At 70.3% G+C, this 16,678-nt stretch carries 20 protein-coding genes and 1 tRNA gene; 14 read left to right on the plus strand and 7 right to left on the minus strand.

Annotated features, from left to right (window positions below):
- From BKN37_RS08620 to BKN37_RS29095, 10 genes are all read left to right on the plus strand, one after another.
- Positions 1-429 (plus strand): P1 family peptidase (locus BKN37_RS08620; protein WP_207547220.1); only part of this gene is annotated, 429 nt, incomplete at its 5' end.
- A gap of 13 nt (positions 430-442) precedes the next feature.
- Complete coding sequence (locus BKN37_RS08625; RefSeq protein ID WP_071024464.1) at positions 443-868, plus strand: M67 family metallopeptidase; 426 nt, start codon at positions 443-445, stop codon at positions 866-868.
- Positions 865-1,137, plus strand: coding sequence for a MoaD/ThiS family protein (locus tag BKN37_RS08630; RefSeq protein ID WP_071024467.1), 273 nt, complete (start codon positions 865-867; stop codon positions 1,135-1,137). Before BKN37_RS08625 ends, BKN37_RS08630 begins: the two co-directional genes overlap by 4 nt.
- The gene (locus tag BKN37_RS08635) at positions 1,137-2,099 is read left to right on the plus strand and encodes a cysteine synthase (protein ID WP_071024470.1); all 963 of its coding nucleotides are present in this window, start codon (positions 1,137-1,139) and stop codon (positions 2,097-2,099) included. The genes BKN37_RS08630 and BKN37_RS08635 overlap by 1 nt, the downstream gene beginning before the upstream one ends.
- Positions 2,090-2,749, plus strand: coding sequence for a rhomboid family intramembrane serine protease (locus BKN37_RS08640; RefSeq protein WP_071024472.1), 660 nt, complete (start codon positions 2,090-2,092; stop codon positions 2,747-2,749). Before BKN37_RS08635 ends, BKN37_RS08640 begins: the two co-directional genes overlap by 10 nt.
- Positions 2,746-3,567, plus strand: coding sequence for a glutamate racemase (murI, locus tag BKN37_RS08645; protein ID WP_071024475.1), 822 nt, complete (start codon positions 2,746-2,748; stop codon positions 3,565-3,567). Before BKN37_RS08640 ends, murI begins: the two co-directional genes overlap by 4 nt.
- A 67-nt stretch (positions 3,568-3,634) precedes the next feature.
- On the plus strand, positions 3,635-4,405 hold the full coding sequence (locus BKN37_RS08650; protein ID WP_071024477.1) for a cyclic nucleotide-degrading phosphodiesterase: 771 nt from the start codon (positions 3,635-3,637) through the stop codon (positions 4,403-4,405).
- Positions 4,406-4,558: 153 nt separating this feature from the next.
- Positions 4,559-5,338: a ribonuclease PH gene (gene rph / locus BKN37_RS08655; RefSeq protein WP_071024479.1), complete on the plus strand. Its 780-nt coding sequence runs from the start codon at positions 4,559-4,561 to the stop codon at positions 5,336-5,338.
- On the plus strand, positions 5,335-5,937 hold the full coding sequence (gene rdgB, locus BKN37_RS08660) for an RdgB/HAM1 family non-canonical purine NTP pyrophosphatase (RefSeq protein ID WP_071024540.1): 603 nt from the start codon (positions 5,335-5,337) through the stop codon (positions 5,935-5,937). The genes rph and rdgB overlap by 4 nt, the downstream gene beginning before the upstream one ends.
- A gap of 103 nt (positions 5,938-6,040) precedes the next feature.
- Complete coding sequence (locus tag BKN37_RS29095; protein ID WP_158260330.1) at positions 6,041-6,184, plus strand: hypothetical protein; 144 nt, start codon at positions 6,041-6,043, stop codon at positions 6,182-6,184.
- 88 nt (positions 6,185-6,272) lie between these two features.
- Here the strand turns inward: BKN37_RS29095 and BKN37_RS08665 are convergent, their stop codons facing one another.
- From BKN37_RS08665 to BKN37_RS08675, 3 genes are read right to left on the minus strand one after another with little or no spacing between them, the layout of a single operon-like run.
- The gene (locus BKN37_RS08665; RefSeq protein ID WP_071024482.1) at positions 6,273-6,629 is read right to left on the minus strand and encodes a DUF3817 domain-containing protein; all 357 of its coding nucleotides are present in this window, start codon (positions 6,627-6,629) and stop codon (positions 6,273-6,275) included.
- Positions 6,626-6,997 carry a hypothetical protein gene (locus tag BKN37_RS08670; protein ID WP_071024484.1) on the minus strand — a complete coding sequence of 124 codons (372 nt, stop codon included), beginning with the start codon at positions 6,995-6,997 and terminating at the stop codon, positions 6,626-6,628. The genes BKN37_RS08665 and BKN37_RS08670 overlap by 4 nt, the downstream gene beginning before the upstream one ends.
- Before the next feature lie 16 nt (positions 6,998-7,013).
- Positions 7,014-7,748 (minus strand): helix-turn-helix domain-containing protein, encoded by a 735-nt coding sequence (locus tag BKN37_RS08675; protein ID WP_071024487.1) that lies wholly within the window; start codon positions 7,746-7,748, stop codon positions 7,014-7,016.
- 89 nt (positions 7,749-7,837) lie between these two features.
- Here BKN37_RS08675 and BKN37_RS08680 point away from each other — a divergent pair.
- From BKN37_RS08680 to BKN37_RS08695, 4 genes are all read left to right on the plus strand, one after another.
- Positions 7,838-7,924, plus strand: a tRNA-Leu gene (locus BKN37_RS08680).
- Positions 7,925-8,411: 487 nt separating this feature from the next.
- The gene (locus BKN37_RS08685; protein WP_095407028.1) at positions 8,412-9,119 is read left to right on the plus strand and encodes a TetR/AcrR family transcriptional regulator; all 708 of its coding nucleotides are present in this window, start codon (positions 8,412-8,414) and stop codon (positions 9,117-9,119) included.
- Entirely contained in the window at positions 9,119-11,683 is a 2,565-nt protein-coding gene (locus BKN37_RS08690) for an ABC transporter ATP-binding protein/permease (protein ID WP_071024491.1), read from the plus strand. Before BKN37_RS08685 ends, BKN37_RS08690 begins: the two co-directional genes overlap by 1 nt.
- Complete coding sequence (locus BKN37_RS08695) at positions 11,680-13,419, plus strand: ABC transporter ATP-binding protein (RefSeq protein ID WP_071024494.1); 1,740 nt, start codon at positions 11,680-11,682, stop codon at positions 13,417-13,419. Before BKN37_RS08690 ends, BKN37_RS08695 begins: the two co-directional genes overlap by 4 nt.
- Position 13,420: 1 nt before the next feature.
- Here BKN37_RS08695 and BKN37_RS08700 read toward each other — a convergent pair whose 3' ends face one another.
- The 4 genes from BKN37_RS08700 to BKN37_RS08715 are packed head-to-tail and all read right to left on the minus strand — an operon-like array spanning position 13,421 to position 16,635.
- The gene (locus BKN37_RS08700; protein WP_083341674.1) at positions 13,421-13,840 is read right to left on the minus strand and encodes a lipoprotein LpqH; all 420 of its coding nucleotides are present in this window, start codon (positions 13,838-13,840) and stop codon (positions 13,421-13,423) included.
- A gap of 11 nt (positions 13,841-13,851) precedes the next feature.
- Entirely contained in the window at positions 13,852-14,724 is an 873-nt protein-coding gene (locus BKN37_RS08705; protein WP_071024496.1) for a TIGR03619 family F420-dependent LLM class oxidoreductase, read from the minus strand.
- The gene (locus tag BKN37_RS08710; protein ID WP_071024498.1) at positions 14,721-15,146 is read right to left on the minus strand and encodes a nuclear transport factor 2 family protein; all 426 of its coding nucleotides are present in this window, start codon (positions 15,144-15,146) and stop codon (positions 14,721-14,723) included. The genes BKN37_RS08705 and BKN37_RS08710 overlap by 4 nt, the downstream gene beginning before the upstream one ends.
- Before the next feature lie 4 nt (positions 15,147-15,150).
- A complete protein-coding gene (locus tag BKN37_RS08715) occupies positions 15,151-16,635 on the minus strand; it encodes an aldehyde dehydrogenase family protein (protein WP_071024501.1) in 1,485 nt (494 codons plus the stop codon).
- Positions 16,636-16,678 lie beyond the last annotated feature (43 nt).

Below are 16,678 nucleotides of genomic sequence, written 5' to 3' on the forward strand. Positions count from 1 at the left end.
GCCTACCTGATCGACGAGTTCGGGCTGCGCCGCCCGCCGCCGCCGCAGATCGCCGCGCTGGCCGAACTGGACGCCGCCCGCAGCCCGCTGAACACCACGATCGGGGTGGTCGCCACCGACGCCGCGCTGTCTCCGGCCGGGTGCCGGCGGGTGGCGATCGCCGCCCAGGACGGGCTGGCCCGCACCATCCGGCCCGCGCACACGCCGCTGGATGGCGATACGGTGTTTGCGCTGGCGACCGGTGCGGTCGAGGTGGCGCCGGCGGCCGACACGCCCGCCGGGCTGTCCCCGGAGACCGCGTTGGTGACCGCGGTGGGCGCGGCCGCCGCGGACTGCGTGGCCCGCGCCGTGCTGGTCGGGGTGCTGGCCGCGCAGCCGGTGGCCGGAATACCGACCTACCGCGACCTGTTGCCCGGAGCATTCGAGTAAAGGAGCCGTTGACGTGCTGGTGATTCGTGCCGACCTGGTCGACGCGATGGTCGCCCACGCCCGCGCCGACCATCCCGACGAAGCGTGCGGGGTGCTGGCCGGCCCGGACGGCAGCGACCGCCCGCAGCGGCACATCGCCATGCTCAACGCCGAACGCTCGCCGACGTTCTACCGGTTCGATTCGGCCGAGCAGCTGCGGGTGTGGCGGGCGATGGACGAGGCCGACGAGGCGCCGGTCGTCATCTACCACTCGCACACCGCGACCGAGGCCTACCCGAGCCGCACCGACGTGAGCCTGGCCGCCGAACCCGACGCCCACTACGTGCTGGTGTCCACCCGCGACCCCGACAGCCACGAGCTGCGCAGCTACCGCATCGTCGACGGCGTCGTCACCGAAGAACCCGTCCGCATCGTCGAGAGCTATGAGGAGCCCGCATGAGCGTCACCGTGTCCATCCCCACCATCCTGCGCCCGCACACCGGCGGCGAGAAACGCGTCACCGCCACCGGTGACACGCTGGGCGCGGTGATCACCGACCTGGAGGCCAACTACAGCGGGATCGCGCAGCGGCTGGTCGACGACGGCAAACTGCACCGGTTCGTCAACATCTACGTCAACGACGAGGACGTGCGGTTCTCCGGCGGCCTGGACACCGCGATCGCCGACGGCGACACGGTGACCATCCTGCCCGCCGTGGCGGGTGGCTAGTGGCCCGGTACGACTCGCTGCTGGGCGCCCTCGGCGACACCCCGCTGGTCGGGCTGCCGCGGCTGTCGCCGCGCTGGGACGAGGAACCGCACGCCCGGCTGTGGGCCAAGCTCGAGGACCGCAACCCGACCGGCTCGATCAAGGACCGCCCGGCGCTGCGGATGATCGAGCAGGCCGAGGCCGACGGGGTGCTGACCCCCGGGGCGACGATCCTGGAACCCACCAGCGGCAACACCGGCATCTCGCTGGCGATGGCGGCCCGGCTCAAGGGCTACCGGATGATCTGCGTGATGCCGGAGAACACCTCGATCGAACGCCGGCAGATCCTGGAGCTCTACGGCGCGCGGATCATCTTCTCCCCGGCCGAGGGCGGGTCGAACACCGCGGTCGCGCAGGCCAAGGAGCTGGCCGCCGCCAACCCGGACTGGGTGATGCTCTACCAGTACGGCAACCCGGCCAACACCGACGCGCACTACTACGGCACCGGCCCGGAGCTATTGCGCGACCTGCCCGAGATCACCCACTTCGTCGCCGGGTTGGGCACCACCGGCACCCTGATGGGCACCGGGCGCTACCTGCGCGAGCAGGTGCCCGACGTGCAGATCGTGGCCGCCGAACCCCGCTACGGCGAGGGCGTCTACGCGCTGCGCAACATCGACGAGGGCTTCATCCCCGAGCTGTACGACCCGACGGTGTTGACCACCCGGTATTCGGTGGGCGCCGCCGACGCGGTGCGGCGCACCCGGGAGCTGGTGGCGACCGAGGGCATCTTCGCCGGCATTTCCACCGGGGCGGTGCTGCACGCCGCGTTGGGGCAGGCGAGCAAGGCGATCAAGGCCGGACAGCGCGCCGACATCGCCTTCGTGGTCGCCGACGCGGGCTGGAAATACCTGTCCACCGGGGCCTACGCCGGTAGCCTGGACGACGCCGAAGACGCGCTGGAAGGGCAGCTATGGGCGTGAGCCAGCCGGCGACCCCGGCGTCGTCGCCGACCAAGCCGCCGGCCTGGCAGATCGGCGGGGCGACCATCCTCAGCTTCGTCGCGCTGCTCTACGTCATCGAGCTCGTCGACCAGCTGACCGGCCACCACCTGGATGTCAACGGCATCCGGCCGCTGGAGGCCGACGGGCTGTGGGGCATCCTGTTCGCGCCGCTGCTGCACGCCGACTGGTCGCACCTGATCTCCAACACCTTCCCGCTGCTGGTGCTGGGGTTTTTGATGACGCTGGCCGGGCTGTCCCGGTTCCTGTGGGCCACCGCGATCGTGTGGATTGTCGGCGGGTTCGGCACCTGGCTGATCGGCAACGTCGGCGCCTGCCGGTTCGAATCCGACCACATCGGGGCCTCCGGCCTGATCTTCGGCTACCTGGCGTTTCTGATCGTGTTCGGCTGGCTGATCCGGCGGGTGTGGGACATCATCACCGGGCTGGTGGTGCTGTTCGCCTACGGCGGCATCCTGGTCGGCGCGGTGCCGGTGCTGGACAAGTGCCACGGGGTGTCCTGGCAGGGGCATCTGTGCGGGGCGGCCGCCGGGGTGCTGGCGGCCTACCTGCTGTCCGGGCCGGAACGCAAGGCCCGCGCCCGGAACAAGTCCAGAACGCCCGCGGCATGAGCGCGCGGTTGGCACCCGTCGGGATTTTCGATTCCGGCGTCGGCGGGCTGACCGTGGCCCGGGCGATCATCGACCAGCTGCCCGACGAGGACGTCATCTACGTTGGCGACACCGGCAACGGCCCGTACGGCCCGCTGACCATCCCCGAGATCCGGGCGCACGCCCTGGCCATCGGCGACAACCTGGTCGACCGCGGCGTCAAGGCGCTGGTGATCGCCTGCAACACCGCGTCCTCGGCGTGCCTGCGCGACGCCCGCGAACGCTACGACGTGCCGGTGGTGGAGGTGATCCTGCCGGCGGTGCGGCGCGCGGTGGCCGCCACCCGCAACGGGCGCATCGGGGTGATCGGCACCCAAGCCACCATCACCAGCCACGCCTATCAGGACGCGTTCGCCGCCGCCCGCGACACCCAGATCACCGCGGTGGCCTGCCCGCGGTTCGTCGACTTCGTCGAACGCGGCGTCACCAGCGGCCGCCAAGTGCTGGGCCTGGCCGAGGGCTACCTGGAGCCGCTGCAGCGGGCCGGGGTGGACACCCTGGTGCTGGGCTGCACCCACTACCCGCTGCTGTCCGGGCTGATCCAGTTGGCGATGGGCGAACACGTCACGCTGGTGTCCAGCGCCGAGGAGACCGCCAAGGAACTGCTGCGGGTGCTCACCGAAGCCGACCTGCTGCGCCCGCACGAGACCGCGCCGGCCACCCGGCTGTTCGAGGCCACCGGCGACCCGGAGGCGTTCACCGCGTTGGCGGCGCGTTTTTTGGGTCCGGTCATAACCGGGGTCCAATCCGCCCGCCGTCACGCCGGCGCCCGCGAGTGATTCGCGCGATGAATAGGGCACAAAGCCGCCATGTCTGCGTCATCGCGTCGTTGGGCATGGCACAGTAGTGTCCGTGCGACTCACCGTGCTCGGCTGTTCCGGCAGCGTTGTCGGCCCGGACTCGCCGGCATCGGGGTATCTGCTGCGGGCGCCGGACACGCCGCCGCTGGTGGTCGATTTCGGGGGCGGGGTGTTGGGCACGCTGCAGCGGCACATCGATCCCGGGTCGGTGCACGTGCTGTTGTCGCACCTGCACGCCGACCACTGCCTGGATCTGCCCGGGCTGTTCGTGTGGCGGCGCTATCACCCGTCGCCGCCGGTCGGCAAGGCGTTGATGTACGGCCCCAGCGACACCTGGTCGCGGCTGGGCGCGGCGTCGTCGCCGTACGGCGGCGAGATCGACGACGCCTCCGACATCTTCGACATCCGGCACTGGGTCGACGGTGAACCGGTGACGCTGGGCGCGTTGACGGTGCTGCCGCGCCAGGTGTCGCACCCCACCGAGTCCTACGGGCTGCGGGTCACCGATCCGTCCGGCGCGGCGCTGGTCTACAGCGGCGACACCGGCTACTGCGAGGCGCTGATCGAGCTGGCCCGCGACGCCGACGTATTTTTGTGCGAAGCCTCCTGGACGCATTCCCCGGAGCGGCCGCCGCGGCTGCACATGTCGGGCACCGAGGCCGGGCGCGCCGCGGCCGCGGCGGGGGTCCGCGAGCTGCTGCTCACCCACATCCCGCCGTGGACATCGCGGGAGGACGTGATCAGCGAGGCCAAGGCCGAATTCGACGGCCCGGTGCACGCCGTGGTGTGCGGCGAGACGATCGAGGTCGGGCGCTAGATCTGCTTGCCGCGGCCGTCGCTGCTGAGATCGACGTCTGGATTGAGGTATAGCCCCCAGAATCGGGGGTTTTGCAAATTTAGACGTCTATTTCAGTCGACGCCGCTGCCCGGCGCGCCCCGCAGCCGCAGCCGCACCGGCTAGGGTTGGCGCGTGTCCAAACGAGAAGACGGCCGCCTCGACGACGAGCTGCGCCCGGTGACGATCACCCGCGGTTTCACCTCCCACCCGGCCGGCTCGGTGCTGGTCGAATTCGGCCAGACCCGGGTGATGTGCACGGCCAGCGTCACCGAAGGGGTGCCGCGCTGGCGCAAGGGATCCGGGCTGGGCTGGCTCACCGCCGAGTACGCGATGCTGCCGGCGGCCACCCACACCCGGTCGGACCGGGAGTCGGTCAAGGGTCGGGTCGGCGGGCGCACCCAGGAGATCAGCCGGCTGGTGGGCCGGTCGCTGCGGGCCTGCATCGATTTGGCCGCGCTGGGGGAGAACACCATCGCGGTGGACTGCGATGTGCTGCAGGCCGACGGCGGCACCCGCACCGCGGCGATCACCGGCGCCTATGTGGCGTTGGCCGACGCGGTGGCCTACCTGGCCGCGGCCGGCAAGCTGTCCGATCCGCGCCCGCTGTCGTGTGCGATCGCGGCGGTCAGCGTCGGCGTGGTCGACGGCCGGGTCCGGGTGGACCTGCCCTACGAGGAAGACGCCCGCGCCGAGGTCGACATGAACGTGGTGGCCACCGACACCGGCACCCTGGTGGAGATCCAGGGCACCGGGGAGGGCGCGACCTTCCCGCGCTCCACCCTGGACAAGATGCTCGACGCCGCGCTGGCCGGCTGCGAGCAGCTGTTCGCCGTGCAGCGGCAGGCGTTGGAGCTGCCGTATCCGGGTGTGCTGCCCGAGGGGCCGGAGCCGAAGAAAGCGTTCGGAACCTGACCTCCCTGTTGGTCGCCAGCCGCAACCGTAAGAAGCTGGCCGAGCTGCGCCGGGTGCTCGACGGTGCCGGGCTGTCCGGGGTGACGCTGCTGTCGCTGGACGACGTGCCGCCGTTCGACGAGGCGCCCGAGACCGGGGCCACCTTCGAGGACAACGCGCTGGCCAAGGCCCGCGACGGGTACGCCGCGACGGGGCTGGCGTGTGTGGCCGACGATTCCGGGCTGGCGGTCGATGCGTTGAACGGCATGCCCGGGGTGTTGTCGGCGCGCTGGTCGGGGGTGCACGGCGACGACGCCGCCAACACCGCGTTGCTGCTGGCGCAACTCAGCGACGTGCCCGACGAGCGGCGCGGTGCGGCGTTCGTGTCGGCGTGCGCGCTGGTGTCTTCGGGTTCTGGCGAGGTGGTCGTGCGCGGCGAGTGGCCGGGCCGCATCGCGCGGGCGCCGCGCGGCGACGGCGGCTTCGGCTACGACCCGGTGTTCGTCCCGGACGGCTGTGATCGCACCGCCGCGGAGCTGTCGCCGGCGGAGAAGGACGCGGTGTCGCATCGCGGCCGGGCGTTGGCGCTGCTGCTGCCTGCGCTGCGGGCGCTGGCCTGATCGTGCCTTTCTCGCGCGCCGACTGTGCACCCGAGTTGGCTCAATTTGGTGTGCCCTCATGGTTCACACGTGCATCACCAGTCCCTGTCTGAAGGGATAGTGCGTGCTCGAATTGGATATCGTCGCTGATATCAACCCGGGTCTTGTACGCGTTGCGCTGTTCGAGGCGGCCCCGCAGAACGCGTCGCCGAACCACCGATCGGGCCGCCGCGACTGGTGGTATCGCATACGACATCCGATTCCGTAAGCGTGTCATGGCCGAGACACGGTGCTGGTGTGACCGGTGTGGCTGTCGGCAAAGTCAGTCCAAAGCGCCAATCGTGAGCCAAGTCGGGCTACAGGTCGAACGCCGCCTTGATCTGCTTGGTCTGGAAGTGCTCGACGATGATGCCGAGCAGCGGGATGGTGCCGGCCAGCAGCACCCCAACGGCTTTGCCGAGCGGCCAGCGGACCTTGACCGCCAGGTTGAGGGTGAGCAGCAGGTAGACGAAGTACACCCAGCCGTGCACCACCCCGATCCAGCTGGGCGGGTTCTCCACCTGGACGACGTAGTGCAGCACCAGCTCGTAGCACAGCGCGATCAGCCACAAACCGGTCGCCCACGCCATCACCCGGTAGCCCAGCAGCGCGGTCCGGATCTTGTCCGCCGGCGCGATGGCTTTGGCGGGGGTGGGGGTCTCGGGTGTGCTCATGCGGTGGTCCTGTTCTGTCGTTCATCGGATTTGGCGAGTTCGGCCAGGTAGGCGTTGTACTGGCGCAACGCCGGGTCATCGGGCGCCTCGGCGGCGGGTGTCGGCCGCTCCGGGAGGAGGCCGGCGGGGATTTCGGTCACGCCTTTCGTCGGCTCCGGCGGGGCCTCCTCGTAGCGGACGAACTTGCGGTAGGCGTAGACGCAGAACCCGGCGAACAGCGGCCACTGCAGCGCGTAGCCCAGGTTCTGGTAGGTGCCCGACACCGACTCGAACCGGGTCCACTGCCACCAGCCCAGGGCCAGGCAGCCGCAGGCAGCGACGATCACCAGCGCGACGAGCGCTGGTCTCCGACGCCGTGTAGTGGGCACCCCTTGACGGTACCGCTCACGCCTTGGGCCCGACGAACTCGTCGAGGCGCGCGGTGGCTGCCTTGCGGTAGACGGCGATCTGGTAGGTGCTGTTCCGGGTCCACGGAATGCCGAGCGCGTCCAGTGCCGCGCAGAACAGCCCGCGGATGTCGTCGGACCGGTTGGAGAAGTGGTAGCGGACGCTGCGCACACCGCGATCATTGGCGACCACGCGGCACCCGTCGCTATCGATCAGGCCGCGAATGAATTCCTCGGTCGCCTGGCTGACCAACGCGTCCTGCCACGGCTCCAAGCGGATCGGTCTGGTGTGCTTCTTGCCGGGGCCGTGCTGCGGGAACAGGCATGGCCAGTGCTTGGAGTACAGCGAGACGTCGACGCATCCACGGCCATGCACACAGACTGACGCGTGCTGCGCCGGAAACAGCGCATCTATCGCCTCGCGGCAGCGGTTGATGATCCCCGGATACTTGACGTCCAGGGTGACCCTGAGGCGCCAGGCTCTGGGATATCGGGAAATGCACCCATCACCTAGGTAGAGGCCGAGCAGGTAGCAGTATGCAGTTACCGGCAGGGCAGCGAAGTCATGTCCGTTGCAGGGCGACGTGCGGCCGTCCCTCGCTAGCACCTGCGGCCGACATCGCCAGTCACGCACTGTCGGTCGGGGAATACCGGTCTGTCGTGCGATGGCGCAGTCGTTAACGCCCTCGGCGATCAGTCTCTGAACAGCCTCGAATTCCTCCGCGGAACGCATGGGCCTGCCTTTCGGCCGTTGTATCTCAACCTAGGCCGGGCCACCGACATGATTCGCCGACTGATCGAGGCGGTACGATCGGTGGGCTTGCGGGCGTGGTGGAATTGGCTTACACGCGGTCTTTAGGTGGCCGTGCTCGAAAGAGCATGAGGGTTCGAGTCCCTCCGCCCGCACCACCCACTTCGTACGTAGCTAATCGCGCAGCGGATCAGTCCACCGCAGGTTGGGGAATCGGCCGAAATCGGTGTCGTCGGAATTGACTTCGCCGTTGTGTTCCATTGCGCAAGCGGCAATCTGGACATCGGTGGTCAGGTTGCCTGCTGAGCCAGCCACTCACGACGGCGGTGGTGCTGTTGAGGGTGTCTTCCCGCCACCGATGCGCGCGCTGCTGTTGCGGGAAGCGGGTAATGACCGCGTAGAGCAGGAGATTGACGTCGGGGATGATCACTTGACCGGCCGTTGGCGGCGACGATCGTCGGGTCGTCGAGTTCGTCGGCCAACCGATTGATGCCGGCCGGGTCGAATCCTGGCCGCAGTGCAGATTCGTGCGGCGTTAACCGAGTGCCCCGCACGGTGAGCGCCAAGGCGCCAGCCACGTAGCGGTTGACTACGGGTAAGGTCACCCTTAGTTTGTGGGGGTAACTTACTCGAGGTGGTGTGGGAATGCAGACCGTTGCGGCACGGGTAGGCGGGCGACCGCCGCTCATCGCGGTGGACGACATCGTGCGGGCCGGACGCGAGCTGGGCATGCGCCGGCTCAGCGTCAACGCCGTCGCGGCGCGGCTCGGCGTCTCGGCGACCGCGCTGTACCGGCACGTCGAAGGCCGGTGGGAGCTGGAACGCCTGGTCGGCGAAAGCCTGCTCGCCGAACTCGACCTGCGCGACGACCCCGACGCCGACACCGAACAGCACCTGCTGGGCTTCGGGCTGCAGCTATGCGAATTCGCCGCCGCCCACCCCGGGCTGGCGTCCTATCTGCAGGTGCTGTTTCCGCGCGGCGAGGCCGGCGCCCGGCTGTTGGCCGACGAGGTCGACGCGCTCGGGCGGCGCGGCTACCCCGCCGACGCGGCGGTGGTGTTGGCCAGCGCGGTCGCCACGCTGGCGATCAGCCTGGCCGCCCGCGACGACGACACCGCCGAAGCCACCGGCGGCGACGACGCGGGCGGGTTCGCGGTGGAGCGGGACGCCGCGGCCGACCGGCTGGCCGCCGACGGCACCCTGGGGCCGACCCGCGCCGCGCTGCCGCAGCTGCCCGGCGACGAGTTCCGCCGGCTGCTGTTGATCGCGTCGATCCGCGGGCTGGTCGCCGCCATCCCGCCGGACCGCCCGATCGTCGACGTGGTCGCCGACCTCACCGGAGGGACCCGCTGATGGCCCGCGGACTGCAGGGCGTGATGTTGCGCGGCTTCGGCGCGCGCGATCACACCGCGACGGTGCTCGAAACCGTCCAGGTCGCCCCGCATTTCGTGCGGGTGCGGATGGTGTCGCCGACCCTGTTCGAGGACGCGGTCGTGGAACCCACCGCCTGGCTGCGGTTCTGGTTCCCGGACCCGGACGGCTCGAACACCGAGTTCCAGCGCGCCTACACCATTTCCGAGGGCGACGCCGCCACCGGCGAATTCGCGGTGGACATGGTGCTGCACGAACCGGCCGGACCGGCATCGCGCTGGGCGCGCACCGTCGAACCCGGCACCACCATCGCGGTGATGACGCTGATGGGCTCGGCGCGTTTCGACGTGCCCGACGAGCAACCCGCCGGCTATCTGCTGCTGGGCGATTCGGCCTCGATCCCCGGGATCAACGGCATCATCGGCACCGTCCCGGACGACGTGCCGATCGAGCTGTACCTCGAACAACACGACGACCACGATGCGCTGATCCCGCTCGCCCAGCATCCGCGGCTGCGGCTGCACTGGGTGCCCCGCCGCGACGCCACCTCGCTGGCGGCGGCGATCGAAACCCGGGACTGGTCGAACTGGTACGCGTGGGCCACCCCGGAGGCCGCCACCCTCAAACACGTGCGGGCCCGGCTGCGCGACGAGTTCGGGTTCCCCAAATCGGAGATCCACGCCCAGGCGTACTGGACCGCCGGCCGGGCGATGGGCACCCAGCGCGGCATAGAACCGGAAACGGCCGCCGCACCGGCCGAGGAAGAGCCGACACCGGTTGCCGCACCACCGGAGTCGACGGGCACCTGGCGCGCGCAGGCCGCCGGCCGGTTGCTGGGTCCGCTGCGGGCACCGCTGATCGTGTCCGGGCTGCTGCAGGCGGTGATCACGCTGCTGCAGCTGGCGCCGTTCGTGCTGCTGGTCGAGCTGGCCCGGCTGCTGGTCTCCGGCGCCGACCAGTCGCGGCTGTGGACGGTGGGTCTGGCGGCGGTGTCGCTGCTCGGGTTGGGCACCGTGCTCGGCGCCAGCCTGACCCTGTGGCTGCACCTGGTCGACGCCCGATTCGCCCGCGGCCTGCGATCTCGGCTGCTGCGCAAGCTATCCCGGCTGCCGCTGGGCTGGTTCACCGCCCGCGGATCCGGCTCGATCAAACAGCTGGTGCAAGACGACACGCTGTCGCTGCACTACCTGGTCACCCACGCCATCCCGGATGCGGTCGCCGCGGTCATCGCCCCGGTGGCGGTGCTGGTCTACCTGTTCGTGGTGGATTGGCGGGTGGCGCTGGTGCTGTTCGCTCCGGTGCTGGTCTATTTGGTGCTGATGTCGTCGATGACGGTGCAATCCGGGCCGCGCATCATCCAGGCGCAAAAGTGGGCCGAGAAAATGAACACCGAGGCCGGCACCTACCTGGAGGGCCAACCGGTGATCCGCGTCTTCGGGGGTGCGGCCGCGTCGAGCTTCCGTCGCCGCCTCGACGACTACATCGGGTTCCTGGTGGCCTGGCAGCGGCCGTTCATCGGCAAGAAGACGCTGATGGACCTGGTCACCCGGCCCTCGACGTTCCTGTGGCTGATCACCGTGGTCGGCACCGCGCTGATCGTCGGCGACCGGATGGACCCGGTGAACCTGCTGCCGTTCTTGTTGCTGGGCACCACCTTCGGCGCCCGACTGCTGGGCATCGGGTTGGGCCTGGGCGGCATCCGGGCCGGCATGCTGGCGGCGCGCCGGCTGCAGATCACCCTCGACGAACCCGAACTCGCGATCCAGCACCACCAGCCCGGCGCCGACCCGTCCGGCACGGTGGAGTTCGACCAGGTGAGCTTCGGCTACCGGCCCGGGGTCCCGGTGATCAGCGATGTGGCGCTGACCCTGCGCCCCGGCACCGTCACCGCGCTGGTCGGCCCGTCCGGGTCCGGCAAGTCGACGCTGGCCGCGCTGCTGGCCCGGTTCCACGACATCGACCACGGCGCGATCCGCGTTGACGGACACGACATCCGGTCACTGAGCGCCGACGAGCTGTACCGCCGGGTCGGGTTCGTGCTGCAAGACACCCAGCTGGTGCACGGCACCGTGCGCGACAACATCGCGCTGGCGGTGCCCGACGCCAGCCTCGAGCAGGTGCAGGCCGCCGCCCGCGACGCGCAAATCCACGACCGGGTGCTGCGGCTGCCGGACGGCTACGACACGGTGCTGGGCGCCAGCACCGCGCTGTCCGGCGGGGAACGCCAACGGCTCACCATCGCCCGCGCGATCCTGGCCGACACGCCGGTGCTCATCCTCGACGAGGCCACCGCCTTCGCCGACCCCGAATCGGAATACCTGGTGCAGCAAGCGCTTAACCGACTGACCAAGGATCGCACCGTGCTGGTGATCGCCCACCGACTGCACACCATCACCGCCGCCGACCAGATCGTCGTACTCGATCACGGCCGGATCGTGGAGCGCGGCGGCCACGACGAGCTGCTCACCGCGGGCGGGCGCTACCGCCGGTTGTGGGAGACCGGACAACGCCACACCGTGGCCGCGGCCCCGGAGGTGCTGTCATGATCGCCACCCTGCTGCGGCTGATCCCGCACGACCGGCGCGGCAACGTCGCCCGCTACGTGGTGCTGACCCTGCTGTCGGTGGCGACCCGGGCGGGGGCCACCGTGCTGCTGGTTCCGTTGGTGGGGGCGCTGTTCGGCGACACCCCGCGCGACGCGCTGGCGTGGCTGGGCTGGCTGACGGTGGCGACCGCCGTCGGCTGGATGATCGACATGGCCACCGCCCGAATCGGTTTCGACCTGGGGTTCGCGGTGCTCGACCACACCCAGCACGACGTCGCCGACCGGCTGCCCCGGGTCCGGCTGGACTGGTTCACTGCCGAACGCACCGCCGCCGCGCGGCAGGCGATCGCGGCCACCGGCCCCGAACTGGTCAGCCTGGTCGTCAACCTGCTCACCCCGCTGATCGCCGCGGTGCTGCTGCCGGCGGCCATCGCGCTGGCGCTGCTGCCGATTTCCTGGCAGCTCGGCGCGGCCGCCCTGGGCGGGGTGCCGCTGATGCTGGGCGCGTTGTGGGCCTCCACCGGGCTGGCGCGGCGCGCCGACGCCGCCGCCGGCGACGCCAACACCGCACTGACCGAACGGATTATCGAGTTCGCCCGCACCCAGCAGGCGCTGCGGGCCGCCCGCCGCGTCGAGCCGGAACGCAGCCTGGTCGGCGACGCGCTGGACGCCCAACACGGCGCGGCGATCCGGTTGCTGCTCATGCAGATCCCCGGCCAGCTGCTGTTCAGCCTGGCCAGCCAGCTGGCGCTGATCCTGCTCGCCGGGGCGACCACCGCGTTGACCCTGACCGGCACGCTGACCGTCGCCGAGGCGATCGCGCTGATCGTGGTGATGGCCCGCTACCTGGAACCGTTCACCACCATCAGCGAGTTGGCGCCGGCACTGGAGTCCACCCGCGCCACGCTGGACCGGATCCGGTCGGTGCTGTCCGCCCCGGCGGTGACGGCGGGCACCGGCACGCTGCCCCACGGCGCCGCGGCCCCGCGCATCGAGTTCGACGACGTCTCCTTCCGCTACGCCGCGGCCGGCGACCCGGTGCTCGATAAGGTCAGCTTCGCCCTGGCGCCGGGCAGCACCACGGCGATCGTCGGGCCGTCGGGATCGGGCAAGAGCACCATCTTGGCGCTGATCGCCGGCCTGCACCAGCCGACCGGCGGCCGCGTCCTCATCGACGGGGTCGACGCGGTCACCCTGGACCCCGAAACCCGGCGCGCGGCAACCAGTGTGGTGTTCCAGCACCCCTACCTGTTCGACGGCACCATCCGCGACAACATCCGGGTGGGGGACCGCGACGCCGACGACGACGCGATGGCCCGTGCGGTCGGTCTGGCCCGGGTCGACGAACTCACCGGCCGGCTGCCCGACGGGGAGGCCACCGTCGTCGGCGAGGCCGGGGCGGCGCTGTCCGGCGGCGAACGCCAACGGGTCAGCATCGCCCGCGCGCTGCTCAAACCCGCCCCGGTGCTGCTGGTCGACGAGGCCACCAGCGCGCTGGACACCGAGAACGAGACCGCGGTCGTCGACGCGCTCACCGCCGACCTGCGGCCGCGCACCCGGGTGATCGTCGCGCACCGGCTGGCCAGCATCCGGCACGCCGATCGGGTGCTGTTCTTCGACGACGGCCGGGTCGTGGAGGACGGCACCATCGACGAACTCCGCGCCGCCGGCGGACGTTTCGACGAGTTCTGGCGGCAGCAACACGACGCCGCCGAGTGGCGCATCCTGGCCGATTAGCTCAGCACTGCGCTTCGATCTGGAAGCTGGCCGCCTTGGCCCGGTCCGGGTGATCGGGGTCGGTGCCTTCGGCGGTGCCGGTGATGGTGTAGGTCGAGCCGCCGAACGTGGCCTGCGCTTTGCCGACCCCCGCGTTCGCCACGCCGCGGAACCCGTTGAAATTGTCGATGTCGACGGTCTGCGGGATCGGCTTGTCGGGCTCGAGCTCCAGCAGCGCCCGCACCCGTCCGGGCGCCACCCCGATCTCCACCGTCAGCAACGACTGCACCTGGGTGCACGAGATCGCGTGGGAGGTACGGCTGTTGCCGTCCACGGTGATCCGCGCGGTTTTCTGCGGCAGCGATTTGGACGGCCCGTAACAGCCCGAGCCGGCGAACGCCACACCGGCGATCAGCGTCGCCGCGACGAACCGGTTACCCATCGGCCCACCTCCTACCGTGTTTTCGCGATGATGTCGGTGGCGAACCGTTCGATGTGCGGGCGGTAGCGTTCGGGGTGCTTGCCCGACAGCACGTCCTCGGCCCCGGCCCACGGACTGCACATCACCGCCGTGATACCGATGTCCTCGGCCCGCTTGAACAAGTCCGGGGACGGCGTTTCGCGCAACGCCAGCATGATCTCGAACGGTTCGCGGTCCCGGCCGTATTCGCGCCGCAACGCGTGCAGCCGGGTCACATAACCGACCGCCTCATCCCACGGGTAGGCCGCGCCGACCCAGCCGTCGCAGCGGCGCGCGGCCCGCCGCAACGCGGCCTCGGACTCGCCGCCGCACAAAATCGGCACCGGCGCCTCGGGGTGCGGCTCGATCATCAGCTCCGGAACCTGGTAATACTCGCCGTCCCACGACACCCAGCCGCCGCGCCACAGCGCGCGCAGCGCGGGGATCATCTCGTCGAGCCGCCGGCCCCGCGTCGCGAAATCCTGGCCCAACAGCTCGTATTCCTCACGCATCCAGCCGATCCCGGCCGCCAGGGAGACTCGGCCCCCGGACAGCACCGACGCGGTGGCCACCTGCTTGGCCACCTCCAGCAGCGGGCGGGCCGGGGCGATGTAGACGGCGTTGGTGAACCGCAGCCGGCGGGTCACCGCGGCCATCGCGCCGATCAACACCCAGGAGTCCGGCCAGGCCGTCTCCGGGGACCACATCGGTTTGCCGGTGGGCGACGGGTACGGCGAGGTCAGCTCCCGCGGGTAGATCAGATGATCCGAGCAGGTGATGCCGTCGAAGCCGGCCTCGTCGAGCAGCCGCGCCACCAGCGGCGCCTCCGCGGTCTTCATGAACGCGGTGCCCGACCAGAACTTCATAACCCGGCCGGCCCGTTGACAAACCAGACGTTCTCTTCGACCAGATTGCGGCTGCGCCACCCGTCGCCGGTGCGCACCAGCTGGTGGTGGTAGTAGCCGCCGCAGTAGCTGAGCCCGTCGACGCCGGGCAGCTGCATCGGGTTGTAGAACATCGCCCGCACCCGCGCGGTGTCGCCGTCGACCTCGCTTTCGATATTGGTGATGTAGTGCATGCTCATCTCGATCGCGGCGAACCCGGCGGACAGCCAGTCGGCGACCTCGTCGCGGGGCCCGGCGATCGCCCCCGCCGAGGTGTAGTCGATGACGGCGTCGTCGGTGAACACCGACCGGTACAGGGCCCAGTCCTTGGTGTCCACCGCCCGGGCGTAGCTGGCCAGCAACGCCGCAATGGCCAGCTGGTCGCCGATCCGCTGGACGTCCACGGCGTTACTCGGGCAACCCGATGGTCTTGGATTCCAGGTATTCCAGGAAACCCTCGGCGCCGTTGCGCCGGCCCAGCCCGCTTTGTTTGGTGCCACCGAACGGGCTGGTGATCCCGAAATGCGACTTGCCGTTGATGGTGACATTGCCGGTGCGCATCCGCTGCGCGACGCCCAGCGCGCGGTCGACGTCGACCGACGACACCTCACCGGACAGGCCGTAGATGGAGTTGTTGGCGATCGCGATCGCCTCGTCGTCGCCGTCGTAGCCGGTGACGGTCAGCACCGGGCCGAAGATTTCCTCCTGCGCGATCCGGGCGTCCGGGTCGACGTCGGACAGCAGCGTCGGCGCCACGTAGTACCCGGTGGGCAGCTGCTCGGGGACGCCGCCGCCGGTGACGACCGTGGCACCGGCCGCCACCCCGGATGCGATGAGCCCCAGCACCTTTTGGCGTTGCGTCTCGCTGATCTGCGGGCCCTGCATCTTGCCCGGATCCCACGGATCGCCGACCGGGAAGGCTTCCATGCTGGCCTTGAGGATCTCCAGGCCTTCGTCGTAGCGGCTGCGCGGCAACAGGATCCGGCTGGGCAGAATGCAGCTTTGGCCGCTCATGACGCACGCCATCATCGCCGCCATCGGCAGCGCCGCACCCAAATCGGCGTCGTCGAGCACGATGTGCGCAGACTTGCCGCCCAACTCCAGCAGCGTCTTTTTCACCGTCGCCGCGCCGGCGGCCAGGATCGCGCGCCCGGTGGCCGTCGACCCGGTGAAGGTGATCATGTCGACGCGCGGGTCGGCGGCCAGCGCGGCCCCCACCTCGTTGGCGTTGGAGACCACCACGTTGAAGACCCCGGCGGGGATGTCGGTCTCCTCGGCCACGATGCGGCCCAGCTCGCTGCCCGACCACGGGGTGAGCTGCGCGGGTTTGAGCACCACGGTGTTGCCGGCCATCAACGCCGGGACGGTCTCGGCGATGTTGAGGTACAGCGGCACATTCCACGGCGTGATCGCCCCGACCACGCCGACCGCGTCGTAATGGATCTTGCGGCGGGCCGGGCCCAGCTGGGTGGGGTGTACCCCGGTGTCGACCAGGTACGCGAAGTCCTTGCCGTGGTTGGCCCAATGCCCGACTTCGGCGATCGGATCCTCAATCTGGCTGCCGGTCACAGAGATCGGGCAGCCCACCTCGGTCACCAGAATCCGGCGCAGCCGCTCTTTGTTTCGGGTCAACGCCTCCTGCAGCTGGGTCAGGCAGTGGTAGCGGAACGCCACGTCGCGCGACCACTCGGTGGTGTCGAACGCGCGCCGGGCGGCGGCGACCGCCCGGTCCATATCCGCGGTGGTGCCGTCGGTGGCCTGCCCGACGACCTCTTCGCTGGCCGGGTGGACGACGTCGAATTTGGCGTCGGTCGCGGTGTGCTGCAGCTCGCCGTCGATGAGCATCCGCTCCTCGCCGGCTAACACCCCGGTGTCGCTTTGCACGTCGGTCATCGCGGTTCCGCTCCTCGGCCATCGGTCACCAGCTGGCCCCCTA

Source organism: Mycobacterium talmoniae, assembly GCF_001854525.1.
In the GTDB taxonomy this organism is placed as follows: domain Bacteria; phylum Actinomycetota; class Actinomycetes; order Mycobacteriales; family Mycobacteriaceae; genus Mycobacterium; species Mycobacterium talmoniae.

Coding starts and splice junctions, on each gene's coding strand:
- BKN37_RS08675 (WP_071024487.1), bottom strand. CDS start 7,748: ATGCGTTCCGCGGAGGAATTCGAGGCTGTTCAGAGACTGATCGCCGAG.
- BKN37_RS08705 (WP_071024496.1), bottom strand. CDS start 14,724: ATGAAGTTCTGGTCGGGCACCGCGTTCATGAAGACCGCGGAGGCGCCG.
- BKN37_RS08685 (WP_095407028.1), top strand. CDS start 8,412: ATGCAGACCGTTGCGGCACGGGTAGGCGGGCGACCGCCGCTCATCGCG.
- BKN37_RS08640 (WP_071024472.1), top strand. CDS start 2,090: ATGGGCGTGAGCCAGCCGGCGACCCCGGCGTCGTCGCCGACCAAGCCG.
- BKN37_RS08700 (WP_083341674.1), bottom strand. CDS start 13,840: ATGGGTAACCGGTTCGTCGCGGCGACGCTGATCGCCGGTGTGGCGTTC.
- BKN37_RS08690 (WP_071024491.1), top strand. CDS start 9,119: ATGGCCCGCGGACTGCAGGGCGTGATGTTGCGCGGCTTCGGCGCGCGC.
- BKN37_RS08665 (WP_071024482.1), bottom strand. CDS start 6,629: ATGAGCACACCCGAGACCCCCACCCCCGCCAAAGCCATCGCGCCGGCG.
- BKN37_RS08695 (WP_071024494.1), top strand. CDS start 11,680: ATGATCGCCACCCTGCTGCGGCTGATCCCGCACGACCGGCGCGGCAAC.
- murI (WP_071024475.1), top strand. CDS start 2,746: ATGAGCGCGCGGTTGGCACCCGTCGGGATTTTCGATTCCGGCGTCGGC.
- BKN37_RS08715 (WP_071024501.1), bottom strand. CDS start 16,635: ATGACCGACGTGCAAAGCGACACCGGGGTGTTAGCCGGCGAGGAGCGG.
- BKN37_RS08630 (WP_071024467.1), top strand. CDS start 865: ATGAGCGTCACCGTGTCCATCCCCACCATCCTGCGCCCGCACACCGGC.